The sequence below is a fragment of the Massilia sp. DWR3-1-1 genome (assembly GCF_049898325.1).
GTDB lineage: Bacteria > Pseudomonadota > Gammaproteobacteria > Burkholderiales > Burkholderiaceae_D > JAFCUW01.
The window spans coordinates 106063-130433 of sequence record NZ_JAFCXL010000011.1; the positions used below are offsets into that span (position 1 = coordinate 106063).

At 64.1% G+C, this 24371-nt stretch carries 25 protein-coding genes; 21 read left to right on the forward strand and 4 right to left on the reverse strand.

Annotation, left to right across the window (positions count from 1 at the left end; genetic code table 11):
- Nucleotides 1-263: 263 nt before the first annotated feature.
- The 5 genes from rplM to erpA all read left to right on the forward strand — a co-directional run bounded on the left by rplM (nt 264) and on the right by erpA (nt 3298).
- Nucleotides 264-692: a 50S ribosomal protein L13 gene (gene rplM, locus ACP7EY_RS13515; protein WP_099788240.1), complete on the forward strand. Its 429-nt coding sequence runs from the start codon at nt 264-266 to the stop codon at nt 690-692.
- A gap of 9 nt (nt 693-701) precedes the next feature.
- The gene (gene rpsI, locus ACP7EY_RS13520) at nt 702-1094 is read left to right on the forward strand and encodes a 30S ribosomal protein S9 (RefSeq protein WP_426111838.1); all 393 of its coding nucleotides are present in this window, start codon (nt 702-704) and stop codon (nt 1092-1094) included.
- Between the two features lie 185 nt (nt 1095-1279).
- On the forward strand, nt 1280-2317 hold the full coding sequence (gene argC, locus ACP7EY_RS13525) for an N-acetyl-gamma-glutamyl-phosphate reductase (protein WP_426194346.1): 1038 nt from the start codon (nt 1280-1282) through the stop codon (nt 2315-2317).
- 149 nt (nt 2318-2466) lie between these two features.
- Complete coding sequence (locus ACP7EY_RS13530) at nt 2467-2871, forward strand: bactofilin family protein (RefSeq protein ID WP_426194349.1); 405 nt, start codon at nt 2467-2469, stop codon at nt 2869-2871.
- Between the two features lie 52 nt (nt 2872-2923).
- Nucleotides 2924-3298, forward strand: a complete 375-nt coding sequence (gene erpA / locus ACP7EY_RS13535; protein WP_426194351.1) for an iron-sulfur cluster insertion protein ErpA — start codon at nt 2924-2926, stop codon at nt 3296-3298.
- A gap of 291 nt (nt 3299-3589) precedes the next feature.
- On the opposite strand, the gene ACP7EY_RS13540 is transcribed toward erpA, so the two are convergent.
- Nucleotides 3590-4963 carry a peptidoglycan DD-metalloendopeptidase family protein gene (locus tag ACP7EY_RS13540; RefSeq protein ID WP_426194353.1) on the reverse strand — a complete coding sequence of 458 codons (1374 nt, stop codon included), beginning with the start codon at nt 4961-4963 and terminating at the stop codon, nt 3590-3592.
- Between the two features lie 161 nt (nt 4964-5124).
- On the opposite strand from ACP7EY_RS13540, the gene tyrS reads away from it, so the two are divergent.
- From tyrS to ruvB, 10 genes are all read left to right on the forward strand, one after another.
- On the forward strand, nt 5125-6378 hold the full coding sequence (gene tyrS, locus ACP7EY_RS13545) for a tyrosine--tRNA ligase (protein WP_426194355.1): 1254 nt from the start codon (nt 5125-5127) through the stop codon (nt 6376-6378).
- The gene (gene dtd / locus ACP7EY_RS13550) at nt 6375-6827 is read left to right on the forward strand and encodes a D-aminoacyl-tRNA deacylase (protein WP_426194357.1); all 453 of its coding nucleotides are present in this window, start codon (nt 6375-6377) and stop codon (nt 6825-6827) included. Before tyrS ends, dtd begins: the two co-directional genes overlap by 4 nt.
- A gap of 220 nt (nt 6828-7047) precedes the next feature.
- Nucleotides 7048-7707, forward strand: coding sequence for a YbhB/YbcL family Raf kinase inhibitor-like protein (locus ACP7EY_RS13555; RefSeq protein WP_426194359.1), 660 nt, complete (start codon nt 7048-7050; stop codon nt 7705-7707).
- Nucleotides 7708-7743: 36 nt separating this feature from the next.
- Complete coding sequence (locus tag ACP7EY_RS13560) at nt 7744-8400, forward strand: histidine phosphatase family protein (RefSeq protein ID WP_426194361.1); 657 nt, start codon at nt 7744-7746, stop codon at nt 8398-8400.
- A gap of 74 nt (nt 8401-8474) precedes the next feature.
- Entirely contained in the window at nt 8475-9500 is a 1026-nt protein-coding gene (gene dusB / locus ACP7EY_RS13565) for a tRNA dihydrouridine synthase DusB (protein ID WP_426194363.1), read from the forward strand.
- Between the two features lie 117 nt (nt 9501-9617).
- A complete protein-coding gene (locus ACP7EY_RS13570) occupies nt 9618-9851 on the forward strand; it encodes a helix-turn-helix domain-containing protein (protein ID WP_426194365.1) in 234 nt (77 codons plus the stop codon).
- A gap of 70 nt (nt 9852-9921) precedes the next feature.
- A complete protein-coding gene (purH, locus tag ACP7EY_RS13575) occupies nt 9922-11496 on the forward strand; it encodes a bifunctional phosphoribosylaminoimidazolecarboxamide formyltransferase/IMP cyclohydrolase (RefSeq protein WP_426194367.1) in 1575 nt (524 codons plus the stop codon).
- A 63-nt stretch (nt 11497-11559) separates the two neighbouring features.
- Nucleotides 11560-12096: a crossover junction endodeoxyribonuclease RuvC gene (gene ruvC / locus ACP7EY_RS13580; protein WP_426194369.1), complete on the forward strand. Its 537-nt coding sequence runs from the start codon at nt 11560-11562 to the stop codon at nt 12094-12096.
- Nucleotides 12097-12136: 40 nt separating this feature from the next.
- The gene (gene ruvA / locus ACP7EY_RS13585; protein WP_426194371.1) at nt 12137-12715 is read left to right on the forward strand and encodes a Holliday junction branch migration protein RuvA; all 579 of its coding nucleotides are present in this window, start codon (nt 12137-12139) and stop codon (nt 12713-12715) included.
- 31 nt (nt 12716-12746) lie between these two features.
- On the forward strand, nt 12747-13820 hold the full coding sequence (gene ruvB, locus ACP7EY_RS13590; RefSeq protein WP_426194373.1) for a Holliday junction branch migration DNA helicase RuvB: 1074 nt from the start codon (nt 12747-12749) through the stop codon (nt 13818-13820).
- A 51-nt stretch (nt 13821-13871) separates the two neighbouring features.
- Here ruvB and ACP7EY_RS13595 read toward each other — a convergent pair whose 3' ends face one another.
- Nucleotides 13872-14276 carry a hypothetical protein gene (locus ACP7EY_RS13595; RefSeq protein WP_426194375.1) on the reverse strand — a complete coding sequence of 135 codons (405 nt, stop codon included), beginning with the start codon at nt 14274-14276 and terminating at the stop codon, nt 13872-13874.
- Between the two features lie 167 nt (nt 14277-14443).
- On the opposite strand from ACP7EY_RS13595, the gene ACP7EY_RS13600 reads away from it, so the two are divergent.
- Entirely contained in the window at nt 14444-14893 is a 450-nt protein-coding gene (locus tag ACP7EY_RS13600) for a YaiI/YqxD family protein (protein WP_426194377.1), read from the forward strand.
- A 15-nt stretch (nt 14894-14908) separates the two neighbouring features.
- Here ACP7EY_RS13600 and ACP7EY_RS13605 read toward each other — a convergent pair whose 3' ends face one another.
- Both ACP7EY_RS13605 and ACP7EY_RS13610 read right to left on the reverse strand, forming a co-directional pair.
- Nucleotides 14909-15376: a DUF2147 domain-containing protein gene (locus tag ACP7EY_RS13605; RefSeq protein WP_426194379.1), complete on the reverse strand. Its 468-nt coding sequence runs from the start codon at nt 15374-15376 to the stop codon at nt 14909-14911.
- 23 nt (nt 15377-15399) lie between these two features.
- Nucleotides 15400-18204, reverse strand: coding sequence for a valine--tRNA ligase (locus ACP7EY_RS13610; RefSeq protein ID WP_426194381.1), 2805 nt, complete (start codon nt 18202-18204; stop codon nt 15400-15402).
- A 199-nt stretch (nt 18205-18403) separates the two neighbouring features.
- Here ACP7EY_RS13610 and ACP7EY_RS13615 point away from each other — a divergent pair, with 199 nt between their 5' ends.
- The 5 genes from ACP7EY_RS13615 to ACP7EY_RS13635 all read left to right on the forward strand — a co-directional run bounded on the left by ACP7EY_RS13615 (nt 18404) and on the right by ACP7EY_RS13635 (nt 24368).
- Nucleotides 18404-19036, forward strand: coding sequence for an ANTAR domain-containing response regulator (locus ACP7EY_RS13615; RefSeq protein ID WP_426194383.1), 633 nt, complete (start codon nt 18404-18406; stop codon nt 19034-19036).
- 255 nt (nt 19037-19291) lie between these two features.
- Entirely contained in the window at nt 19292-19696 is a 405-nt protein-coding gene (locus ACP7EY_RS13620) for a response regulator (protein ID WP_426194386.1), read from the forward strand.
- A gap of 87 nt (nt 19697-19783) precedes the next feature.
- Nucleotides 19784-20890, forward strand: a complete 1107-nt coding sequence (locus ACP7EY_RS13625) for an S-(hydroxymethyl)glutathione dehydrogenase/class III alcohol dehydrogenase (RefSeq protein WP_426194388.1) — start codon at nt 19784-19786, stop codon at nt 20888-20890.
- A 265-nt stretch (nt 20891-21155) separates the two neighbouring features.
- Nucleotides 21156-23003: a M56 family metallopeptidase gene (locus ACP7EY_RS13630; RefSeq protein ID WP_426194390.1), complete on the forward strand. Its 1848-nt coding sequence runs from the start codon at nt 21156-21158 to the stop codon at nt 23001-23003.
- Nucleotides 23004-23129: 126 nt separating this feature from the next.
- Entirely contained in the window at nt 23130-24368 is a 1239-nt protein-coding gene (locus ACP7EY_RS13635) for a hypothetical protein (RefSeq protein WP_426194392.1), read from the forward strand.
- Nucleotides 24369-24371: the final 3 nt, after the last annotated feature.

Sequence of the window (24371 nt, forward strand, 5' to 3'; positions counted from 1 at the left end):
CCCGGGAATGCGGTTAGTTTGAGCAAGCAGGCAACCAGTCTAAATTGCCAATGTTTCAGCGGTCAATCGATAGTTTTATTTTTGAATGATGTTTTGCGGCAAGAATGCGCAGCCAGGGAAGTGGCCCATCGGGGATTGACGCGGCCCGTTCAAGCGCGCTATACTAGCCGGCTTTCCGTTTGCTCAGGAAAGAACATAAGGCAGAGTCCGCGGTAACATGGCGGAACCACCATTTGAGCGATGTATTGAATTAGGAAGTCATCATGAAAACTTTTTCCGCTAAAGGACATGAAGTCCAGCGCGACTGGTTGGTGATTGACGCGACGGACTTGATCCTCGGACGTGTTGCCAGCGAAGTGGCACTCCGACTGCGCGGCAAACACAAGCCAGAATTTACTCCCCACGTCGACACCGGCGACTTTATCGTCGTCATCAACGCAGGCAAACTGCGCGTCACGGGTACCAAAGCCACCGAGAAGACCTATTATCGTCACTCCGGCTACCCAGGCGGTATCTACGAAACCAATTTCCTGAAAATGCAACAGCGTTTTCCGGGTCGCGCGCTGGAAAAAGCGGTCAAGGGCATGCTGCCTAAGGGCCCGCTTGGCTACGCGATGATCAAGAAGCTCAAAGTGTACGCGGAAGGTTCCCATCCGCACGCTGCGCAGCAACCTAAAGCACTCGTTCTCTAAGGAGCTGACATGATCGGTAACTACAATTACGGCACCGGCCGTCGCAAGAGTGCAGTCGCTCGCGTCTTCATCAAAGTTGGCACTGGCCAAATCATCGTCAACGGCAAGCCAGCGTCGGATTACTTCTCGCGCGAAACGGGCCTGATGGTCATTCGCCAGCCGCTGGAACTGACCGGTAACGTCGAGCGTTTTGACATCAAAGTCAACGTGCACGGCGGCGGCGAGTCCGGCCAGGCAGGTGCAGTGCGCCACGGTATCACCCGCGCCCTGATCGACTACGATGCATCGTTGAAGCCAGACCTGGCCAAAGCCGGTTTCGTGACCCGCGATGCGCGTGAAGTCGAGCGTAAAAAAGTTGGTCTGCGCAAAGCACGTCGCGCAAAACAATTCTCGAAGCGTTAATTTGCTTCTGGCGGCGCCTTCGGGCGCTGTGCGAAAAAACCGCCGTGCGCAAGCCGGCGGTTTTTTTACGTCGATCGCCCTGGCCATCTGCCGGCCGTACGCGGCCGGGCGCAGCGTTTGTGCGCTGCTGGTAAAATTGCGCCTCGCTGGCAGCAGCATTTATTTCATCTTCAAAAGGAACAGACATGATCAAAGTTGGCATCGTTGGCGGCACCGGATACACGGGCGTCGAATTGCTGCGATTGCTGTCGGCGCACCCCGGCACCGAGCTGACCGCGATTACGTCGCGCAAGGAAGACGGCTTGCCCGTGGCGGACATGTTCCCCTCGCTGCGCGGCCACGTGGCGCTGGCATTTTCCGCCCCCGACAAGGTCGACCTGAGCGCCTGCGACGTGGTGTTCTTCGCCACCCCGCACGGCGTCGCCATGGCGCAAGCACCCGCCTTGCTTGCCGCCGGCGTCAAGGTGATCGACCTGGCCGCCGACTTCCGCCTGAAAGACCAGGCCGTCTTCGAGCAGTGGTACAAGATTGCCCACACGGCGCCCGAGCTGATCGAGCAGGCCGTGTATGGCTTGCCTGAGCTCAACCGCGAAGCCATCCAGGGCGCCAGCCTGATCGCCAATCCCGGTTGCTACCCGACCACGATGCAGCTGGGCTTTTATCCGCTGCTCAAGGCGGGCCTGATCGACGCCAGCCACCTGATCGCCGACGCCAAGTCGGGTGTCTCGGGCGCCGGCCGCAAGGCCGAGATCGGCACCCTGTTTTCCGAGTCGAGCGACAATTTCAAGGCCTACGGCGTGTCCGGCCACCGCCACACCCCGGAGACCACGGCGCAACTGCAGCGCTTCACGGACCAGAAGGTGGGGCTGACCTTCACCCCGCACCTGGTGCCGATGATACGCGGCATGCACGCCACCCTGTACGCGCGCCTGACCAGCGAGATCAGCAACGAGGCACTGCAGGCCCTGTATGAAGCGCAGTACAAGGACGACCAGTTCGTCGACGTCATGCCCTTCGGTTCGCACCCCGAGACGCGCTCGACGCGCGGCGCCAACATGCTGCGCCTGGCCCTGCACCGTCCCGAGGGCGGCGACACCGTCGTCATCCTGGTGGTGCAGGACAACCTGGTCAAGGGGGCCGCTGGTCAGGCGGTGCAGTGCATGAATCTGATGTTCGGTTTGCCGGAAGGGCAGGGCTTGCAGCACATCGCCCTGCTGCCGTAAAGCGAACGGGGCTGCACAGGCCGTTTTGCGATAGATCAAGGTCGTGCCTCGGGGGAATAGTACAGTTCACGGTGTCTGCATGACCGTGCCCTACCTCCCCTGTCCCGGTGCCTTGCGCGATCGGGCATCTACCGCGAAAGGTCGCTCCCATGTTCGGCCGCAACCAGAATCCCCGTCCAGAAATCGATAGTTTGATTGGCATCGCCGCCCGTATCGAGGGTGACCTGGTGTTTAGTGGCGGCTTGCGCATCGATGGCGAGGTGCTGGGCAACGTCATCGCCGCCGACGGTCCGGGCCATTTATTGATCGTGTCCGAGCATGCCCGCATCGAAGGGGCGGTCAGTTGCGCCATCCTGGTGGTCAATGGCTACATTGCCGGCACGGTGCGCGTGTCGGAAGTGCTTGAATTACAGCCAAAAGCCCGCATAGTAGGAGATGTCCATTACAAATTGCTGGAGATGCAAGGCGGTGCGGCGGTGACGGGTGTCTTGAAACATCAGCCCGATAGTCCCGCGCAGTTCCATCTGACCGAAGCGGAAGCGTCGGCAGCATGACTTGTCCCAACAGTCTATAATGGCCCCAACCGTATCCCGTCAGGAGTCACCCATGAATGCCGTAGAACTCACCATGCCGCCAGCGGCCGACGCCATGCCGTCGCCGATCGTCTTTACCGACAGCGCCGCCCAGAAAGTGGCCCAGCTGATCGAAGAAGAGGGCAATCCCGATCTGAAACTGCGCGTGTTCGTGCAAGGTGGCGGCTGTTCGGGCTTCCAGTACGGTTTCACGTTCGATGAAATCGTCAACGAAGACGACACCACGATGGTCAAGAACGGCGTGCAGTTGCTGATCGATTCGATGAGCTACCAGTACCTTGTTGGCGCCGAGATCGACTACAAGGACGACCTCGAAGGCGCCCAGTTCGTCATCAAGAACCCCACCGCCACGTCCACCTGCGGTTGCGGGTCGTCGTTCTCAGTGTAAAAAATCAAACAAAAGTACACCCCTACTTTTGTTTGGGCTAGTCAGATAAAAAAGCCCCCCGGCAGAGCCGGGGGGCTTTTTCAGTATACGCAAGCCCGATTCTGATCGATCGTCGCCTCGGGGAACCGCGCTGCGGGCTGACCCCGTACCGTTGAGTAGCGTGGACATCCTTCCCCGAGGCGAACCATGCACAAATCGGGGTTGCGTATACTGAAAAAGCCCCCGGCTCTGCCGGGGGCTTTTTTATCTGATCAAACCAAGCAAAAGTAGGGGTTCACTTTTGCTTGATTGTCATCGTGCCGCCATCGCCTGTCCCGCGCTACCCGGGCGCAGCAGGGCGAAGCGGTGGGTCATGTCGGCGGCGGCCGTCTTGAAGCGCGACAGCTCCGATGACGACAGCGGGGCCTGGGCGATCACGTTGAGCGTGTTCGGGTCACGGGCTTCGTTGTTGACGCGAAATTCGTAGTGCAGGTGGGCGCCGGTGGACCAGCCCGTCGAGCCCACGTAGCCGATGATGTCGCCCTGGCTGACCTTGGCGCCCTTGCGCAGGTTGGACGAAAAACGGCTCATGTGCGCATAGGCAGTGCTGTAATTGGCCCAGTGCTTGATCACCACCATGTTGCCGTAGCCACCGGAGACGCCCTGGAAGTCCACCACGCCATCGCCCGAAGCGCGGATCGGGGTGCCCAGCGAGGCGGCGAAGTCGATGCCCTTGTGGGCTTTCCAGTTGCCCGAAATCGGGTGCACGCGCATCGAGAAACCCGAGGAAATCCGGGAAAACTCCAGCGGCGACTTGAGGAAGCCCCGTTTCAGGGCCTTGCCGTCGAACGTGTAATAACCGCCACCTGCCTTGCTGCTGGGATCTTCGAACCATACCGACTGGTAAGTGGTGCCGCGGTTGACGAATTCGCCGGCCAGGATGCGGCCTGCCTTGACCATTTCGCCGTCTTGCCAGAACGTCTCGTAGACCACGTTGAAATGGTCGCCGCGGCGCAGGTCGGAACGGAAGTCGATGCTGGTCGAGAACATCTCGATGATTTGCGCCACGATGGTGTCGGGCATTCTGCCGCCGTCGGTGGAGGCGTCGGTGGCCGAGTACAGCGAATTGGTGATGGTGCGGGCGCGCATTTCGACGCGGCGTTCGAGCTTGGGCGCCGATTCCTGCGCGACCAGGCGATGGTTGTTATTGCGGCTGATCGAGATGGTCTTGACCGGCATGTCCTGGTTGTCGACCACGGTGGCGTGCAGCCACTGCAACTGGCCGTCGTCGTCCGTCTGGGCCTGGACGCGCTTGCCGGTCTTTAATTGCATGACGCCCTTGGCCACGCGGTCGCTCTTGATGAAGGCGGCCGCTTCCTGGTCATCGACGCCGAGACGATTGAGCAGCGAGGCGAGCGAATCGCCGGGGCGTACTTTTTCTTCGTGGATGAATTGCTGGGGTTCTTGCTGCAGCGCGGTGATCTGGTCCGACAGGTTGGGCAGTGCCAGGTCCTGGGCGATCGATTTGACGGGGAGGTCGGACGCATCCGGTAGCGGCGCGATGGCCGCGGCGCCGAATGCGCACACTGCAAGAAAGATCGCGCCAGCGCCGATGATGCGCGCCTTTCGCGATAGTACTGGCAGGCCGCTGAGGCGCGTGCTGGGGGTTTTTTGGGTAGGGTTCATGCAATCAGTTAAAATTTGCCGCTTGAACTTCCAATCGAAGACTAGGTATTTTTATTATTGTTATTGCGTTAGTTTTCATTGGGCAACGTTAATAGGATCGAGCATTATAACAAACTCGAGACCGCTAGCCGCCTTTTTTAATTTCTGTTGATAAAGTTATCATGACCACGACGACCATTTCCAAGCACGCTTCCGCTGTGCCCTTGCCATTGACGGACCGCGTCCGCGAAGCGCTCGCCATCACCAAGCGGGGCGTCGACGAACTGCTGATCGAAGCCGAATTTGCCCAGAAACTGGCGCGCTCGGAACAAAGCGGCACGCCCCTGCGCATCAAACTGGGCCTCGATCCCACGGCGCCCGACTTGCACCTTGGCCACACCGTTGTGCTCAACAAGATGCGCCAGTTGCAGGACCTGGGCCACCAGGTGATTTTTTTGATCGGTGACTTTACGTCAATGATCGGTGACCCGTCTGGCCGCAACGTGACGCGCCCTCCGTTGACGCGCGAACAAATCGAACAAAACGCCACCACGTACTTCAATCAGGCATCGATGGTGCTCGATGCCGCCCGCACGGAAATTCGCTACAACTCCGAGTGGTCCGATCCGCTCGGCGCACGCGGCATGATTGAATTGTCGTCCCGTTACACGGTGGCGCGCATGATGGAACGCGACGACTTTACCAAGCGCTTCAAGAGTGGGACTCCGATCAGCGTCCATGAGTTCCTGTATCCCTTGATGCAAGGCTACGATTCGGTCGCTTTGAAGGCGGACCTTGAGCTAGGTGGAACGGATCAGAAGTTTAACTTGCTCGTTGGCAGGGAATTGCAAAAAGATTATGGTCAGGAACAACAGTGTATCCTGACCATGCCCTTGCTCGAAGGCCTCGATGGCGTCGACAAGATGTCGAAGTCAAAAAATAACTATATTGGCATCACGGAGCCGGCCAACACCATGTTCGCCAAGCTGATGAGTATTTCCGACGTCATGATGTGGCGCTATTTCGAATTGCTGTCGTTCCGCTCGATCGCCGACATCGCCAGCCTGAAAGCGGCCACCGACGGCGGCGCCAACCCGCGCGACGCCAAGGTGGCGCTGGCGCAGGAAATCGTCACCCGCTTTCACTCGGCGCAGGCATCCGACGGCGCGCTGGCCGACTTCGTCAACCGCTCGAAGGGCGGCATTCCCGACGACGTGGCCGAATTGGCCCTGGCCGGCGCGCCGCTGGGCGTACCGCAACTGTGCAAGCAGGCCAATCTGTGCGCCTCCACTTCGGAAGCGATGCGCCTGATCGACCAGGGGGGCGTGCGCATCGACGGCGCGGTGGTGGCCGACAAGGCCCTCAAACTGGACGCCGGCGTCTACGTGTTACAGGTGGGCAAGCGCAAGTTCGCCCGCATCACCCTCAGCGCATGATCGCCCTGTTGCAACGTGTCAGCCACGCCAGCGTGGTGGTCGATGGCCTCACCATCGGCGCCATCGAGGCCGGTTTGCTGGTGCTGTTGTGCGCCGAAAAGGGCGATACGGACAAGCAGGCGGACGCCTTGCTGAGCAAGTTGCTGGCGTACCGCGTGTTTTCCGATAGTGCGGGCAAAATGAACCTGAGCCTGAAGGACACGGCGGGCGGCCTGTTGCTGGTGCCCCAGTTCACGCTGGCGGCCGACACCAACTCCGGCACCCGGCCGTCGTTCACCCCCGCCGCCGCCCCGGCCGACGCCACCCGCCTGTTTGACCATGTCGTGGCGCAAGCGCGCCAGCGCCACCCCACCGTCGCCACCGGCCGCTTCGGCGCCGACATGCAAGTGAGCCTGACCAACAACGGCCCCGTCACCTTCTGGCTCCAGGTCCCCCCACCGTCGCCGTAAAAGCCTGCGCGGCGCACACTGCACTGACGCCGTCAACGCCTGCGCTGCCGCCCGCCTCCGAGGCGAACGCTGCCCCCCGTCGGTTTTGCGTCCTCCCCAAAGGCCCGGCTTCGCCGGGAATTTTTGCCTGACGAAACTAACAAAAGTCGGGGTCCACTTTTGTTTGATCGATTGAACCTCCCCCCGCCCGCGTGGTCCAACCTTTCAAGCGGAGACCGACATGCGACTGTGGAGCGATTCATTTACCGAAGGCGGCGTGTTGCCGGCCGAATGCGCGTTTGCCTGCGTCGATCCGGCGCGCCGCATGCGCCTGGCGGCCAACCGCAATCCCCACCTGGCCTGGGACGATGTGCCGGCAGCGACCCACTCGCTGGCGCTGTTTTGCCGCGACGTCGATGCCCCCGTCAGCACCGAGCACATCAACCAGCCCGGTCAGCATGTGCCCGCCAATCTGCCGCGCGTCGATTTTTATCACTGGATCCTCGTCGATATCCCCCCCGAACTGCACGCGGTGGGAGAAGGGCGGTTCTCCGAACTGGTGACGCCGCACGGCAAAGGGGGCCCGCTGGTGCCGTTCATGGTCAAGAACGGCATCGAGCACCAGTTGCGCCAGGGCCTCAACGACTACACCACCTGGCTGGCGGGCGACCCGGACATGGCGGGCGAATACTACGGCTACGATGGCCCCTGTCCACCGTGGAACGACGAGCGGCCGCACGCCTACGTGTTCACCTTGTATGCGCTCGACACCTCGCGCTTCCCCCTCGAGGGCCGCTTCACGGGCGCCCAGGCGCGCCAGGCGCTGCGCGGCCACATCCTCGACGAAGCGCAAACGTTTTGCGTCTATTCGCTCAATCCCCAGGTCGTCGCCGGGCTCTAGCGGCGGATTGGCGCGCCCGCCTGTATCATGGCGGCCATGTCTTCTACCGCCACCACCAGCATCATCCTGATCCGCCACGGCGAAACCGCCTGGAACGCCGAACGCCGCCTGCAGGGCCACATCGATATCGGCCTGAACGAACGGGGCCTGGCGCAGGCGCGCGCGCTGGGGCAGGCGCTGGCGCAGACGCCCCTCGACGCCATCATCGCCAGCGATCTGCAACGGGCCTGGCAGACGGCGGCGGCGATCGGCACCGGCCGCGCGCTGGCCGTGCAGCAGGATGGGGCGCTGCGTGAACGCTGCTACGGCGGCTTCGAGGGCTTGTTGTACGCCGACATCGAGGCCGCCTATCCGCCCCAGTTTGCCGCCTGGCAAGCGCGCGATATCGATGCCGTGATGCCGGCCGGGGAGCGGGTGGCGGAAAGTTTCCGGCAGTTTTATGCGCGCGCCGTGGCAGCCATTCTCGGCTGGGCGGCGCGCCATCCCGGCGCCACCATCGCCATCGTCGCCCACGGCGGCGTGCTCGAGTGCGCCTACCGCGCCGCGCGCGGCCTGGCGCTGGACACGCCGCGCGATTTTCCCGTGCTCAACGCCAGCATCAACCGCTTCAGCGTGACGGACGGCGTGCTCGCCGTGCAGGGCTGGGGCGAGGTCGATCACCTGGCCCCAGCCACCCTCGATGAGCTACCGTAACAATTTTGTGCATATTAATTGAGCAGCATCTGGGGTAAAATCGCAGGTTCCCCTGATCACTTTCTTCGCTCCCTGTGCAAATCGGCCCCTACTTGCTGCGTAATAATGTGTTCGTCGCGCCCATGGCCGGCGTCACCGACCGGCCGTTCCGCCAGCTGTGCAAGCAGCTGGGGGCGGGCTATGCCGTCTCCGAGATGGCGGCCTCGAATCCCCGCCTGTGGGCCAGCGAAAAAAGTGCGCGGCGCACCGACCATGCGGGCGAAATGGAACCGAAAGCGGTGCAGATCGCCGGCGCCGATCCCCGCGACCTGGCCGATTGCGCCCGCTTCAATGTCGAGCGGGGCGCGCAGATCATCGACATCAACATGGGGTGCCCCGTCAAGAAGGTCTGCAACAACTGGTGCGGCTCGGCCCTGCTGCAGCACGAAGACCTGGTCGAGCGCATTCTCGACGCGGTGGTGGCCGCCGTCGACGTGCCCGTCACCTTGAAATTTCGCACCGGCTGGGACCGTGCCAACCGCAATGCCCTCACCATCGCCCGCATTGCCGAACAGGCTGGCATCGCGATGCTGACCTTGCACGGGCGCACCCGCGCCGACGGTTACAGCGGCGAGGCCGAGTACGACACCATTGCCGCCGTCAAGGCGGCCGTCGCCATTCCCGTGGTGGCCAACGGCGACATCACCACGCCGGAAAAAGCCCGCCACGTGCTGGCCGTGACGGGCGCCGACGCCGTCATGATCGGCCGCGCCGCGCAGGGGCGGCCGTGGATCTGCCGCGAAGTCGACCATTATTTGCGCACGGGCGCCTTGTTGCCGCCGCCGCTGGTGGCCGAAGTGCGCGCCCTCATGCACGAACACCTGGAAGCCCATTACGCCTTCTACGGCGAGTTTCTGGGCGTGCGCACGGCGCGCAAGCACATCGGCTGGTATGTGCGCGAGCTCGAGGGCGGCGAAGAATTTCGCCAGCGAATGAACCTGCTGGAATCGACGGCGGACCAGTTGCACGCCGTCGACGCCTTTTTCAAAATGCAAGAATTGCGGGGCGAGCGGTTACAATACCGGCCCGCCAGCGTGTTGAGCGACGCCATGGCAGCTTGATGCGCGGGGGTGGCAGCACGACACAGCATGACAGAGCACCACGGCGCGGACCGGCGCCACAGACAGCCGGCCATTGCCGTGACGACAACAAAAACATCAGCCGGATGAAGTTATTACATGAGCAAAGAAAGTATCCAGGAAGTTGTCCAGAAAAGTCTTGAAGAATATTTCAACGACCTGGGCGAACAGCAGCCGTCGAATATCTACGACATGGTTGTATTAACCGTCGAAAAGCCCATTCTCGAAGTGGTGATGCTGCGCGCCGATGGCAACCAGTCGCACGCCGCCCAGATGTTGGGCATCAACCGCAATACCTTGCGCAAGAAGCTGCAGGAGCACGGCTTGCTGTAAAGCTGCCTGTCTTGCCGCCGCCTTTGCCGTCGCACCACCGCATTTATCACTCCTTGACCCGGCCCATCCCATGATCAAACAAGCGCTTATCTCCGTTTCCGACAAAACCGGCGTCCTCGACTTCGCCCGCGCCCTGGCCAGCGAAGGGGTGGCGATCCTGTCCACCGGCGGCACCGCCAAGCTGCTGGCCGACAACGGCGTCGCCGTCACCGAAGTGGCCGATTACACGGGCTTTCCCGAAATGCTCGACGGCCGCGTCAAGACGCTGCACCCGAAAGTGCACGGCGGCATCCTGGCGCGTCGCGATTTTCCCGACCATGTCGCCAAGCTGGCTGAATTTGCCATTCCCACCATCGACATGGTGGTGGTGAACCTGTACCCGTTCCAGCAGACGGTGGCGAAAGACAATTGCTCGCTGGAAGATGCAATTGAAAACATCGACATCGGCGGCCCCACCATGTTGCGTTCGGCAGCGAAGAACCACCGCGACGTGGTGGTGGTGTGCGACCCGGCCGACTACAGCGCCGTGCTGGCGGAAATGGACGGCGCCGATGGCGTCGGCTACGACACCCGCTTCATGCTGGCCAAAAAAGTGTTCGCCCACACGGCCCAGTACGACGGCGCCATCACCAATTACCTCACCAGCCTGGGCGCCGACCGCGCCCACGCCACCCGCGCCGCCTTCCCGCAGACGCTCAACATGACGGTGGAAAAAGTCCAGGACATGCGCTACGGCGAAAATCCCCACCAGGCGGCCGCCTTCTACCGCGACCTGGCGCCCGGCGCCGGCGCCCTGGCCAGCTACGTCCAGTTGCAGGGCAAGGAACTGTCGTACAACAACATCGCCGATGCCGATGCCGCCTGGGAATGCGTCAAGACGCTGGGCGGCTTCGAGCAGAGCGCCGGCTGCGTCATCGTCAAGCACGCCAATCCGTGCGGCGTGGCCATCGGCAACGATGCCTTCGATGCCTACGGACGCGCCCTGCAAACGGACCCGACCTCGGCGTTTGGCGGCATCATCGCCTTCAACGTCGAAGTCGACGGCAACACGGCCCGCGAAATCGCCAAGCTGTTCGTCGAAGTGCTGATCGCGCCCAGTTTCACCGGCGAAGCGCTGCAGGTCATGGCCGCCAAACAAAATGTGCGCGTGCTGAAAATTGCCCTGGGCAATGGCCACAACCCCTACGACGTCAAGCGCGTCGGCGGCGGCCTGCTGGTGCAGACACCCGACGCGAAGAACGTGGGCCTCGGTGAATTGCGCGTGGTCAGCAAGAAGCAGCCGACCCAGCAACAACTGCAAGACCTGATGTTCGCCTGGCGCGTGGCCAAGTTCGTCAAGTCGAACGCCATCGTGTTCTGTGCCGGTGGCATGACGCTGGGCGTGGGCGCCGGCCAGATGAGCCGGATCGACTCGGCCCGCATCGCCTCGATCAAGGCGCACAACGCCGGCCTGTCGCTGGTCGGTTCGGCGGTGGCGTCGGATGCCTTCTTCCCCTTCCGTGACGGCCTCGACGTCGTCGTCGATGCGGGCGCCACCTGCGTGATCCACCCGGGCGGCTCGATGCGCGACCAGGAAGTGATCGATGCGGCCGACGAACGGGGCGTGGTCATGCTCTACACGGGCATCCGTCACTTCCGCCATTAAACGAAACGCCGCCCTGGGGGGAAATCTCCCCCCAAGCGCGGGCCGCCGGTATACCATGCGCTCATGATTATTCTTGGTATAGACCCCGGCTTGCGCACCACCGGTTTCGGGGTGATCGAAAAGCACGGCAACAAGCTGCGTTACATCGCCTCCGGCACCATCAAGACGGGCAGCGAGGGCGCCTTGCCACCCCGCCTGAAGCTCATACTGGGCGGTATCAGCGAGATCGTGCGCACCTACCGGCCCGATTGCGCGGCCATCGAAAAAGTGTTCGTCAACGTCAATCCGCAATCGACCTTGCTGCTCGGTCAGGCGCGGGGGGCGGCCATCACCGCCCTCGTCGGCGCCGATCTCGAGGTGGCCGAATACACGGCCCTGCAAGTGAAGCAGGCCGTGGTGGGAACGGGCCGCGCCGCCAAGGAGCAGGTGCAGGACATGGTGGCGCGCCTGCTGGTGCTGCCGGGCCTGCCTGGTACCGATGCGGCCGACGCGCTGGGCGTGGCCATCTGCCATGCTCACAGCCACGACGCGCTGCTGCTGCTGGGCGCGCTGGCGCCCGCGCTGGGCACCCTGCGCATGAAGCGGGGCCGCCTGGTATGACCCTGTTACCACTCCACCTACTCTCAATAAAAGGCTGCCGATGATCGGTCGACTCTCTGGAATTTTGCTGGAAAAAAATCCGCCGCAGCTGCTGGTCGAATGCGCCGGCGTCGGCTACGAAGTCGACGTCTCGATGAGCACCTATTACAATTTGCCGGGACTGGGCGAGAAGGTGGTGTTGTTTACCCACCAGGCGATCCGCGAAGACGCCCACTTGCTGTTCGGTTTTGGCAATAGCGAGGAACGGGCGGTGTTTCGCCTGTTAATCAAGATCACGGGCGTGGGCGCGCGCACTGCCTTGTCGATCCTGTCGGGCATGACCATCGGCGACCTGGCACAGGCGGTCACCTTGCAGGAATCGGGCCGCCTGATGAAGGTGCCCGGCATCGGCAAGAAAACCGCCGAGCGCCTGTTGCTCGAATTGAAGGGCAAGCTGGGCGCCGACCTGGGCGCCGGTGGCGTGGCCGCCGCGCCGGACGCGAAATCGGATATCCTCAATGCCTTGATCGCGCTCGGTTACTCGGACAAGGAAGCCTTGATGGCGATCAAAAACATGCCGGCGGCCAGCACCGTCTCGGACGGCATCAAATACGCTTTGAAGGCGCTGTCGAAGGGTTAAGCGCGCCGTCACCACTACCAGAAAGATTGCATTGAGTATCCAGACCGACGATTTCAGCGAACAACGCCTCATTGCCGCGGTGCCGGCTTCGCCCAACGAGGAGGCGATCGAGCGGGCCCTGCGGCCGAAGCACCTGGACGAGTACGTCGGTCAGGAAAAAATCCGCGACCAGCTGGAAATTTTCATCACGGCCGCGCGCCGCCGCCGCGAAGCGCTCGATCACACCTTGCTGTTCGGTCCGCCAGGCCTGGGCAAGACCACGCTGGCCCACATCATCGCCCGCGAGATGGGCGTGAACCTGCGCCAGACCTCCGGCCCCGTGCTCGAGCGCCCGGGCGACCTGGCGGCCATTCTCACCAACCTGGAAGCGAACGACGTCCTGTTCATCGATGAAATCCACCGGCTCTCGCCGGTGGTCGAAGAGATCCTCTATCCGGCGCTGGAAGACTACCAGATCGACATCATGATCGGCGAAGGCCCGGCGGCCCGCTCCGTCAAGCTGGACTTGCAGCCGTTCACCCTGGTCGGCGCCACCACCCGCGCCGGCATGCTGACGAACCCCTTGCGTGACCGCTTCGGCATCGTTGCCCGCCTCGAGTTTTACAATACGCAAGAACTGACCCGCATCGTCACCCGCAGCGCCGATTTGCTGGGGGCGCCCATCGTCGAAGATGGCGCCCGCGAAATTGCCCTGCGCGCGCGCGGCACCCCCCGTATCGCCAACCGCCTGCTGCGTCGCGTGCGCGACTATGCGGAAGTGAAGGGCAATGGCGAGATCACCCGGCAGACCGCCGATGCCGCCCTCAAGATGCTCGACGTCGACAGCGTGGGCTTCGACGTGATGGACCGCAAGCTGCTCGAAGCGGTGCTGTTCAAGTTCGGTGGCGGCCCCGTCGGCATCGGCAACCTGGCCGCCGCCATCGGCGAAGAGAGCGACACCATCGAGGACGTGCTCGAGCCCTTCCTGATCCAGCAGGGGTATTTGCAGCGCACCCCGCGCGGCCGGATTGCCACGCCGCTGGCCTACCGCCACTTTGGCGTGGCGGCCCCGCGTACCAGTCCGACGGGCGATCTGTGGGATAGCGTGCCGGAAGCCCAGCAGTAGACGGTCAAACGGCGCCGCGCGGCGCCGTCGTCGTGGCGATGGTGGCGCAGCTCAGGGCAACACGCCCGTCGACTCGCGCGGGCGCAGGCGGCGCGCGGTCGAACGGCGGCCGGGAAACACGAAGGCCATGAACATGATGGCGGCGCTGCAAAACAGCGGCGCCAGGGCCCACACCGACTCGGGCAGATTGTCTTGCAGGAGGATGCCGATCGAACCGACCATCGGCACCGCCAGCAGCACGCCGGCGAGGACGCGCGCCCGCAGCGAACGCTTGAGGTGGTTGCCGGCCACGCCCACCATCAGGAAGCCGGAAGCGGCCAGGGCGATGGCGACGCAGGCCATGACGGCGCCGTTAAAATTGATGGCCCGCGTGGGCGACTCAGGCAGCAGGAAGAACGGCGCGCCCATGACGATGGCAACGCCGATCAGAAACGAAATACAACGAAGAAAAATCATGGAGGCTCCAGGCTGCGCTTGCCGCCAAGGTGCATCGACCGGCAGTTTGCTGCTACCGAATAACGATACCACAGCTAGCGGATGTGTTCTTAAAAGCAATGTCTGTTGTGGCTAAAACCAACAGATTTTTGATCAATTTGACAATTTTTTCTTGAGGAGTTACTAACATGCAAATCCTCGTCGATGGCGACGCCTGTCCCACCGTGTGCAAGGAAATTTTGTACCGACTGGCCGACAAGCGCCAATTGATGGTCACCCTGGTGGCCAACACCTTGTTGCGCGTGCCGGGCTCACGCTTCATCCGCGCCGTGCAGGTGCCGGCCGGCGCCGATGCGGCCGATGCGCACATCGTGCGCATGGTGACGCCGGGCGACCTGGTCATCACCGCCGACATTCCACTGGCCAGCCTGGTACTCGACCAGCAGGGCTATGCGCTCAATCCGCGCGGTGACTTTTTTACCGTGGACAATATTGCCCAGCAATTGAGCATGCGCACCTTCATGGAAACGCTGCGCAGCGGCGGCGTCGACACGGGCGGCCCGCCGCCGTATGGCAACAGCGACCGCCAGAATTTCGCCAACCAGCTCGACCGGCACCTGGCCCGCCTGGCCAGGTAGCGCGTCCAGAGCCGCCTACTGCTCGCGCAGCCAGATTTGCGAGCGGCCCAGCATCGGTACACCGAGGTAGCCGCGCACATCGAGTTTGTTGCCGCCGTCGATGAGTGTGAGCTTGCTCTTGTAGCTGGTGCCGTTGCCCGGATCGAGGATGTGGCCACCGCTGTAGGCGGCGCCCGATTTTTTCAGGCCCGCCAGGATGACCATGCCGACGATGGGCTGGTCTTTCAGCGCGCCCTCGCACTTGACGCACAAGGGGTTTTGGTCTTGTTCCACGGGCAGAAACAGCCGTTCGATTTTTCCTTGCAGCACACCATTGTGGTCGCTGATGCGGATCAATGCGGTCGGCTTGCCGGAGGCGTCGTCGATATTTTTCCACAGGCCCACGGGCGAGCCGTCGGCGGCCAGGGTGGGAACGGCAGCGCCGGCCAATACTGACAGTATGGCCAGCGCCAGGGTGCAGCGCACGGCACGCAGTGCTCGCATCGGTGTCTCCGCAAATTAGCGCATCAAGCCGTTGCCAGCTTGTCGAATTGTTCGCGCAGCTTGGCGATGGTGGCCGAGAAATTGACCAAGCGCTCATTTTCCTGCGCCACCACGGCCGCCGGCGCCCGTGCCACGAAGCTTTCGTTGCCCAGCTTGCCATTGACCTTGGCAATTTCTGCCTCGATGCGGGCAATTTCCTTGGCCAGGCGTTCGCGCTCGGCGCCGACGTCGATTTCCACCTTCAGCATCAGCTTGGTGGTGCCCACGATCGACACCGCCGCCGGCGACTCCGGCAAGGCGTCGACGATCTGCACGTCCGACAGTTTGCCCAGCGCCTGCACGTACGGGGCGAAGGCGGGCAGGGCGGCTTTCGCATCGACGCCCGGCTCGATGATCAGGGGCACCCGCAGCGACGGCGAAATCTGCATTTCGCCGCGCAGGTTGCGGGTGGCGTCGACCAGCAATTTCAATTGCGCCATCCAGGCTTCGGCCGCCTCGTCGATCAGTGCGGGATTGGCGATCGGATAGGCCTGGCGCATGACCGAGTCGCCGTTCGCATCGAGCGTCTTGCCGGCCAGCGGCGCCACGCTTTGCCACAGCGCCTCGGTGACGAACGGAATGATCGGATGGGCCAGGCGCAGCACCACTTCGAGCACGCGCAACAGGGTGTGGCGGGTGGCGCGTTGCTGCGCTTCGCTGCCGTGCTGCACTTGCACCTTGGCCACTTCGAGGTACCAGTCGCAGTATTCGTCCCAGACGAACTTGTAGATGGTCGAGGCGATGTTGTCGAAACGGTAGTCGTCGAACCCTTTGGCCACGTCCTGCTCGGCGCGCTGCAGGAGCGAAATGATCCAGCGGTCGGCCTGCGACAGGTCGTCCGGGGACGCACTGCAATCCTTGCCCTCGGTGTTCATCAGCACAAAGCGCGTCGCGTTCCACAGTTTATTGCAGAAGTTGCGGTAGCCTTCGGCGCGGCCCAGGTCGAAATTGATCGAGCGGCCCAGCGAGGCGTAACTGGCCATGGTAAAGCGCACGGCGTCGGTGCCGTAGGCGGCGATGCCGCTCGGGAATTCCTTGCGGGTCGCCTTTTCGATCTTGCCCGCTTCCTTCGGATTCATCAGGCCGGTGGTGCGCTTGGCCACCAGCGATTCGAGGTCGATGCCGTCGATCAGGTCGATCGGGTCGAGCGTGTTGCCCTTCGACTTGGACATTTTCTGGCCCTGGGAATCGCGCACCAGGCCGTGCACGTAGACCGTCTCGAACGGCACCTTGCCCGTGAAATGGGTGGTCATCATGACCATCCGCGCCACCCAGAAGAAAATGATGTCGAAACCGGTCACCAGCACGGACGAGGGCAGGAACAGTTTCATGTCCGCCGTCTCGTCCGGCCAGCCCATGGTGGAAAACGGCACCAGCGCCGACGAGAACCAGGTGTCGAGCACGTCGTCGTCGCGGCGCAGCACGCCGGTGACGCCGGCTGCGGCCGCTTTTTGCTGTGCTTCGGCTTCGTCGCGGGCGACGATGATGTTGCCGGCCTCGTCATACCAGGCGGGAATCCGGTGGCCCCACCACAACTGGCGCGACACGCACCAGTCCTGGATATTGCCCAGCCACTGGTTGTAGGTGGTGCTCCAGTTTTCCGGCACGAACTTGATTTCGCCGTTCGCCACTTTCTCCAGCGCCACTTCGGCGATCGATTTGCCGGGGAAGCGGGTGCCCTCGGGCGCCGGCTTGCTCATGGCGACGAACCACTGGTCGGTCAGCATGGGCTCGATGACGACGCCGGTGCGGTCGCCCCGCGGCACTTGCAATTTGTGCGGTTTGACTTCCTGCAGCAGGCCGATGGCGTCGAGGTCGGCGACGATCTGCTTGCGCGCGGCGAAGCGGTCCAGGCCCTGGTAGACGGCCGGGGCGTTCTCGTTGATCTTGGCGTCGAGCGTGAGAATGCTGATCAGGGGCAGCTTGTTGCGCTGGCCGACGGCGTAATCGTTGAAATCGTGCGCCGGGGTGATTTTCACGCAGCCCGTGCCGAAGGCCTTGTCGGCGTACTCATCGGCAATGAGGGGAATCTCGCGGCCCGTCAGCGGCAGTTGCAGCATCTTGCCCACGTGCTGCGCGTAGCGCTCGTCGGTCGGGTCGACGGCGACGGCGACGTCGCCCAACAGGGTTTCAGGGCGCGTGGTGGCCACCGTGACATGGCCGCTGCCGTCGGCGAAGGGATAGCGGATGTACCACATGAAGCCGTCTTCTTCTTCCTGCGCCACTTCCAGGTCGGACACGGCCGTGCCCAGCACGGGGTCCCAGTTGACCAGCCGCTTGCCGCGGTAGATCAGGCCCTGCTCGAACAGGCGCACGAACACTTCCGTGACCACTTTCGAGCGAGGCTCGTCCATGGTGAAATATTCACGGGCCCAGTCGGCCGAGGCGCCCAGGCGGCGCATCTGGCCGGTGATGATGTTGCCCGATTTTTCCTTCCACTCCCACACCTTCTCGACGAACTGTTCGCGCCCCAGGTCGTGGCGCGAAATTTTCTGCGCGTCGAGCTGGCGCTCGACGACGATCTGGGTGGCGATGCCCGCGTGGTCGGTGCCCGGCACCCACGCCGTGTTGTAGCCCCGCATGCGGTAGTAGCGGGTCAGGCCATCCATGATGGTCTGGTTGAAGGCGTGCCCCATGTGCAAGGTGCCGGTGACGTTCGGTGGCGGCAGCTGGATGCTGAACGAGGGCTTGTCGGCGTCCATGGTGGCGGCGAAGTAGCCGCGCTGTTCCCAGGCGGTGCGCCAGAATTGTTCAATATCGGCTGGCTCGAAAGACTTGGCTAATTCCATGGTGTGGGCAGAGTGAAGAGTGAGTGGGAATGCGGAAACGCCCATTATAGAGGACGCGCCGGCGTCCCTGTCCCGTTGCCAGCGGTTTTCGCGCGGTGGCGCGCACGCGCCGGCCCTGGTCGGGGCCCATCAAATGTCACACAGCCCCCCATGTAGCTCGTATAATATTTCCAACCGGACCATGATCGATTCTCAGACAATGAACGCCTCCGCCAGCACCAAACGCCTGATCCTGCTCGTCGACGACGACACCTTGTTGCTGCAATTTCTTGCTGAAGTACTCAGCCATGCCGGCTACGAGACGGACATCGCCGCCTCGGCCGCCGAAGCGATCCGCAAGATCGAGGTGCGCGAGCCTGACCTGGCCCTGCTCGATATTTCCATGCCCGGCATGTCCGGCCTCGAGCTGGCCCGCCACCTGCAGGAGAACACGGGCGTCGCGTTCATGTTCCTGTCGGGCAGCGCCGACGGCGAGTCGGCCCGCCAGGCGGCCCAGTTCGGCGCCGTGGGCTTTCTGCTCAAACCGATCGACGCCGCCCGCCTGATGCCGGCGTTCGAAGCAGGGCTGGCGCGCGCCGATGAAATCCGCCAGTTGCGTCGTACCGAGATCAACCTCAACGCGGCGCTGTCGGCCGGCCGCGAAACGAGCCTGGCGGTGGGCCTGCTGATGGGCCGCTACCACGCCGACCGCAACACCGCCTTCGAAGTGCTGCGCGACCATGCCCGCTCGAGCCGGCGCAAGATCAACGAAGTGGCCGACCAGTTGCTGGCCGCCGAAGAAATGTTGAACGCCTTGCACACGGGCTTTGCCAGCCGCATCAAGACCAAGTAAGCGCTCGCTCTTGACGGGCAGGCGCACCGGCGAGGCCGCCCCCCGGCCGCGCGCGACAAGGCTAGTTCGTAGTGAAGAGTGATGCAAGGCAACTTTTGCTTTATAATTGTGCATCCTCGGCACATACGCCACCGCTTTCCCTGTCAACCCGCCCCACGGCGGCTCCCATTTTTTCGGCCGCCCCCTCCCTGCTGCCAGCCCCTTCCGTTCGGCCCCGCTCCGCCGTATTTGATCCTGTTTCGCCGGAGTTCCACCATGAGTCTTGCCACCACCGATCTTCACTCCATCCTGTATGTCGAAGATGATTTACATGTCCGCACCACCGCCAAGCTGGTCCTTGAAGTGATCGGCAATTTCAGCGTGCGCGAATGCAGTTCGGGCCAGCAGGCCTTGCAGGCGGCGGAAGACTTTCATCCCGACCTGATCCTGCTCGATGTGATGATGCCCGAGCTCGACGGCCTGGCCACCCTCAAAGCGCTGCGCCTGTTGCCGCACATGGCCGACACCCCCGCGCTGTTCGTGACGGGGCTGACCATGCCGGAAGACCTGGCCCGCTACGTCGGCGTGGGCGCCATTGGCGTGATCGCGAAACCGCTGGTGCCGCTGCGGCTGGCGGGGCAGGTCAGCCAACTGTGGGAGCAGCGCCTGCAGGTGGTATAGCGTGAGCGGGCGAGGATTTTCGCTCCTGCGGGCAAGCTGAACCCTGTCGCGGTTATCATTGTGCCTATTTCTCGACACAGGAGCATCATGAAAACCAAAGCCGCAGTCGCCTGGAAAGCCGGCGCCCCCTTGACCATCGAAGAAGTCGAGCTCGAGGGCCCGAAGGCCGGTGAAGTACTGGTAGAAATCAAAGCCACCGGCATTTGCCACACCGACTATTACACCCTGTCCGGCGCCGACCCGGAAGGCTTGTTCCCCGCCATTCTCGGCCACGAAGGCGCCGGCATCGTCGTCGATGTGGGCCCCGGCGTGACCAGCGTGCGCAAGGATGATCACGTCATTCCCCTGTACACGCCCGAATGCCGCCAGTGCAAATTCTGCCTGTCGCAAAAAACCAATCTGTGCCAGGCGATCCGCTCCACCCAGGGGCGCGGCCTGATGCCCGACGCCACCAGCCGCTTCTCGATCGACGGCAAGCCCCTGTTTCACTACATGGGCACGTCGACGTTCTCGAACTACATCGTGGTGCCGGAAATCGCCCTGGCCAAGGTGCGCTCGGACGCCCCGTTCGACAAGATCTGCTACATCGGCTGCGGCGTCACCACGGGCGTGGGCGCGGTGCTGTTCACGGCGAAAGTCGAGGCGGGCGCGAATGTCGTCGTGTTCGGGCTCGGTGGCATCGGCCTGAACGTGATCCAGGCGGCGAAAATGGTCGGCGCCAACAAGATCATCGGCGTCGACCTGAACCCGGCCCGCGAAGCGATGGCGCGCAAATTCGGCATGACCGACTTCATCAATCCTGCCACCTCGGGCAATGTGGTCGACGACATCATCGCCCTCACCGACGGCGGCGCCGACTACAGTTTTGAGTGCATCGGCAACACCACCACCATGCGCCAGTCGCTCGAGTGCTGCCACAAGGGCTGGGGCCAGTCGATCATCATCGGCGTGGCCGAAGGCGGCGCGGAAATTTCCACCCGGCCGTTCCAGCTCGTCACGGGGCGCGTCTGGAAAGGCTCGGCCTTCGGCGGCGCGCGCGGGCGCACCGACGTGCCGAAGATCGTCGACTGGTACATGGACGGCAAGATCAACATCGACGACCTGATCACCCACCGCCTGCCGCTCGAGCGCATCAACGAGGGCTTCGACCTGATGAAGGCGGGCGAGTCGATTCGCTCCGTCGTCATGTACTGACGAACGCTCCGGCGGCGCGCCCCTGGCCGCGCCACTGTCCTTGCGGGGCCGGCTCTTGCCGGCCTTTTTTACGCCCCTTGCGCCATCCATTCCCCCTTTTCTCCGTTTCGTCGCAGCGCGCTGGCGGGCCGCCGCACGCCTGGCTATCGTCCATGGGTCGGCGTGATGAATTAATCTAGAAAAAATCTTCTAGACTTTTCGTTCTAGATATTTTATTCTACTTCCATCAAGGAGCCCCCATGCACCCACTGCAAGCGATGATGCGATGACGACCCCGTTCCTGTCCGCCCTGGCGTGGGCGCTGCTCGACTTTGTGTGGCAGGGCGCGCTGGTGGGCTGGTCGGCCGCCTTGTTGCTGGCGGCGATGCGGCGGGCCAGTGCCCAGGCCCGCTATGGCGTCGCGTGCGGCGCCTTGTTGCTGTGCGCCGCCTTGCCGCTGGCCGGGCTGCTCGCGCACTGGCAGACGGCGGCGGCGCCGGCGCCGCTGGCGCTGACGGTGGTCGCCGTCGCGCCCGTCGTCGAGACCATGGCCGTGCCGGCGATGCCCATCGACTGGCAGGCAATCGCGCAGCAACGCCTGCCGCTGGTGCTGATGCTGTGGTCGGCGGGGGCGGCCACGCTGGCGCTGCGGCTGATGCTGGGCCTGGTCTGGGTGCGCCGGCGCAGCGATCCCGCGCGCTGGCGGGCCGATGCGGCGTGGCAGGGGCGCGCCACCCAGATGGCCCTGCGGCTGGGAATTGCGCGGCCGGTGCGGCTGGGAATTGCCGACGATGTCTCGAGCCCGCTGACGGCGCTCTGGTGGCGCCCGCTGGTGTTGCTGCCTGCCGCGCTGGTGAGCGGCATGCCGGTCCCCTTGCTCGAAGCCTTGCTGGCGCACGAACTGGCGCACATCCGCCGCCACGATTACCTGGTGAACCTGCTGCAAAGCGCGATCGAGATCGTGCTGTTCTATCACCCGAGCGTGTGGTGGCTGTCGCGCCGCATCCGGGCCGAACGCGAGCAGGTCGCCGACACGATTGCCGCCACCTTGCTGGGCGAACCGCGGCGCCTGGCGGTGGCACTTGCCGAGCTCGATCGTTTTCAGCTCACCACCGCGCAGTACCCACTTGCCCACGCGCCACACGGAGGACATCTCATGCAACGCATCAAACGCCTGCTTGGCACCGAATCGGACCCCTCGGGCTGGAAAATGCTGGTCCCGCTTGCGGGCCTGGCCGCAGCCTGTGCCACCTTGTACGCCAATGCGCAATCGGCGCCGCCCGCGCCACCGGCCCCGCCGGCCCCGCCGGCGATGGCGGCCATGCCAGCGCCGCCAGCCCCGCCAGCGCGACCAGCGCCACCGGCGCCACCGGCCGTGCCGGCCCCGCCCGCCCCGCCCGCCCCGCCGGCGCGCCCACCACGCAGCGAGACGATGCACTTTCGCAGCGCCGAACCATTCGCCCTGGTGCGCCCCGGCCATGCCGGCATCAACGGCAGCAGTACCAGCGCCGACCGGCAGCAGCTCGAAGCGGCCAGGCGCCGCATCCCCGGTCAGTTCCTGTGGTTCCGCCAGGGCGCCAAGGCCTACGTGGTGACGGACGATGCCACCCTGGGCGAGGTGGCGCGGGCGTGGGCGCCGCTGGACCCCTTGAACGAGCAAATGCAGCGCTACGACGAACAGATGGATGCCCATGGCCGCGCGATGGAAGCGCTGGGGCGGCAGATGGAACGGCAGGTCGATGCAGGCAGCGCAGCGCAGGACGGGGAGATGGCGCGCCTGTCGCGCGAACAGGACCGGCTGGGCAATGAAATCGAGCGGCTGGGGCGCCAGATGGGCAGCGCCGACGCCGCCCGGCGCGCGCAATTGCAGGCGCAAATGCAGGAGCTTGGTGCCCGCATGGGGCGCACTGGCGCCCAACTGGGGCAGCACAGCGCCCGCCTGGCGCTGGCCCAGCGGCCCGTCGAAGTGACCGCGCGGCAGATGGAGCAGGCGGGCAAACCCATGGACGCGCTCGGTAAAACCATGGCGGACCTGGGCGCGCGCATCGAGGCGCAGGCCAGGCTGTCCGAGCAGGCGACCCGGCGCCTCATTGGCGAGGCGATGGCGAATGGCGTGGCCCGCAGCGCCCCCTGACAGCCCTCCTGCCAGCGCGTTGACAGGGTGGCACGCGCGGCGTAGATTGGGTGACAGGGCGCGGCCGATAGGGGACCGGGCCCGCCCTTCAACGCCGTCAACCGGGTCCCCGTGGGGACATCGACCGTGCAATCGACACCTGCATCGACCAGGCGCTGGCGCTGGCGCTGGGCGCCGGCGGCATGCGCGCTGCTGGCGGTGCTGGCAGGCTTCGCCTGGCTGATCGGCGCCGAGCGGGCCGATCAGCAGGCCCCCATCGTGGTGGCCAATGCGGCGCCGCCGCGCCCGCCTGCCGTGCGGGCGGTCGCCCCGGCCGCGCTGCCGGACCCGGCCACGCGGCGGCGCCAGTTGCTTGAACAGGTACAGTTGACCGAACACACCTATTGCAATTACCGCGACAGCAGCAAGTATCCCCACAATGCGCGCCCGATCGCCGAGCAGCCCGACCAGGTGTTTCCGAACGCCGCCGTCAACGAGACCAGTCCCATGCGCCGCGACGGTGGCGGCAGCGATCCCCAGGTCCTGATCCAGACCTCGCAGACGCGGGTCTACCTGGCCGCCGGCGAAGCGGTGTCGTTTTCGCTGCGCGCCGTCGACAGCGACGGCAAGGTGCTGCCGCTGGTGGTGACGGGCGCCAGCGCGCAGGCCCTGCCGGTGGGCCAGCAGCGGCCCCTGGCGGCGCTGGCGCTGGCCTTTGTCGACGACGGCAGCGGCGCCGACCCGGTGGCCGGCGACGGTGCCTTTGCCGCCACGCTGGCGCCGGGCCAGACGGCGCTGGCCCAGTTCAACGGCACCATCCGCACGCGGGTCAGTTACAACGTGGGCGGGCAGGGCGGCAGCGTGGCCTTCGACGTCATCCACAGCGCCGAGCTGCCGGCCGTGTGGAGCGGCCCCGCGCGCGAGCTGCGCGAGAACGGCGGGCTCACGTATCTATTGAAGGCGGACATCCGCACGGCCGGGCGCTACGTGGTCAGCGGCCGGGTCGACGATGCCCGTGGTAAACCGTTTGCCCTGCTCAGTTTCAACGAGGTGCTGCCCACGGGACCGAACGAGATCCGCCTGAGCGTGTTCGGCAAGCTGCTGCGCGACCAGGCGGCGGCGCTGCCGCTGACCCTGCGCGACGTCGATGCATATTTACTTAAAGAAAACACCGACCCGGACCGCGCCTTGATGCCGCGCCTGGAGGGCACGGTGTTGACCGGCAAGTCCTACCCCCTGCACAGTTTCGATGACAGCGAGTGGCACAGCGAGGAGCGCCAGCGCCACCTTGCCGAGTTCGCCAAGGATGCGCGGGCGGCGCGGGCGGCGTGGACCAGTTTCGACGGCGCGGCGTCCTTGCCGGCACCCGCCTGCCCCTTGCCCTGAGCC

What these genes read in the sequence shown, in the direction of transcription:
- rplM (WP_099788240.1), top strand. Translation starts at nt 264, where the DNA reads ATGAAAACTTTTTCCGCTAAAGGACATGAAGTCCAGCGCGACTGGTTG.
- rpsI (WP_426111838.1), top strand. Translation starts at nt 702, where the DNA reads ATGATCGGTAACTACAATTACGGCACCGGCCGTCGCAAGAGTGCAGTC.
- argC (WP_426194346.1), top strand. Translation starts at nt 1,280, where the DNA reads ATGATCAAAGTTGGCATCGTTGGCGGCACCGGATACACGGGCGTCGAA.
- ACP7EY_RS13530 (WP_426194349.1), top strand. Translation starts at nt 2,467, where the DNA reads ATGTTCGGCCGCAACCAGAATCCCCGTCCAGAAATCGATAGTTTGATT.
- erpA (WP_426194351.1), top strand. Translation starts at nt 2,924, where the DNA reads ATGAATGCCGTAGAACTCACCATGCCGCCAGCGGCCGACGCCATGCCG.
- ACP7EY_RS13540 (WP_426194353.1), bottom strand. Translation starts at nt 4,963, where the DNA reads ATGAACCCTACCCAAAAAACCCCCAGCACGCGCCTCAGCGGCCTGCCA.
- tyrS (WP_426194355.1), top strand. Translation starts at nt 5,125, where the DNA reads ATGACCACGACGACCATTTCCAAGCACGCTTCCGCTGTGCCCTTGCCA.
- dtd (WP_426194357.1), top strand. Translation starts at nt 6,375, where the DNA reads ATGATCGCCCTGTTGCAACGTGTCAGCCACGCCAGCGTGGTGGTCGAT.
- ACP7EY_RS13555 (WP_426194359.1), top strand. Translation starts at nt 7,048, where the DNA reads ATGCGACTGTGGAGCGATTCATTTACCGAAGGCGGCGTGTTGCCGGCC.
- ACP7EY_RS13560 (WP_426194361.1), top strand. Translation starts at nt 7,744, where the DNA reads ATGTCTTCTACCGCCACCACCAGCATCATCCTGATCCGCCACGGCGAA.
- ACP7EY_RS13570 (WP_426194365.1), top strand. Translation starts at nt 9,618, where the DNA reads ATGAGCAAAGAAAGTATCCAGGAAGTTGTCCAGAAAAGTCTTGAAGAA.
- purH (WP_426194367.1), top strand. Translation starts at nt 9,922, where the DNA reads ATGATCAAACAAGCGCTTATCTCCGTTTCCGACAAAACCGGCGTCCTC.
- ruvC (WP_426194369.1), top strand. Translation starts at nt 11,560, where the DNA reads ATGATTATTCTTGGTATAGACCCCGGCTTGCGCACCACCGGTTTCGGG.
- ruvA (WP_426194371.1), top strand. Translation starts at nt 12,137, where the DNA reads ATGATCGGTCGACTCTCTGGAATTTTGCTGGAAAAAAATCCGCCGCAG.
- ACP7EY_RS13595 (WP_426194375.1), bottom strand. Translation starts at nt 14,276, where the DNA reads ATGATTTTTCTTCGTTGTATTTCGTTTCTGATCGGCGTTGCCATCGTC.
- ACP7EY_RS13600 (WP_426194377.1), top strand. Translation starts at nt 14,444, where the DNA reads ATGCAAATCCTCGTCGATGGCGACGCCTGTCCCACCGTGTGCAAGGAA.
- ACP7EY_RS13605 (WP_426194379.1), bottom strand. Translation starts at nt 15,376, where the DNA reads ATGCGAGCACTGCGTGCCGTGCGCTGCACCCTGGCGCTGGCCATACTG.
- ACP7EY_RS13610 (WP_426194381.1), bottom strand. Translation starts at nt 18,204, where the DNA reads ATGGAATTAGCCAAGTCTTTCGAGCCAGCCGATATTGAACAATTCTGG.
- ACP7EY_RS13615 (WP_426194383.1), top strand. Translation starts at nt 18,404, where the DNA reads ATGAACGCCTCCGCCAGCACCAAACGCCTGATCCTGCTCGTCGACGAC.
- ACP7EY_RS13620 (WP_426194386.1), top strand. Translation starts at nt 19,292, where the DNA reads ATGAGTCTTGCCACCACCGATCTTCACTCCATCCTGTATGTCGAAGAT.
- ACP7EY_RS13625 (WP_426194388.1), top strand. Translation starts at nt 19,784, where the DNA reads ATGAAAACCAAAGCCGCAGTCGCCTGGAAAGCCGGCGCCCCCTTGACC.
- ACP7EY_RS13630 (WP_426194390.1), top strand. Translation starts at nt 21,156, where the DNA reads ATGACGACCCCGTTCCTGTCCGCCCTGGCGTGGGCGCTGCTCGACTTT.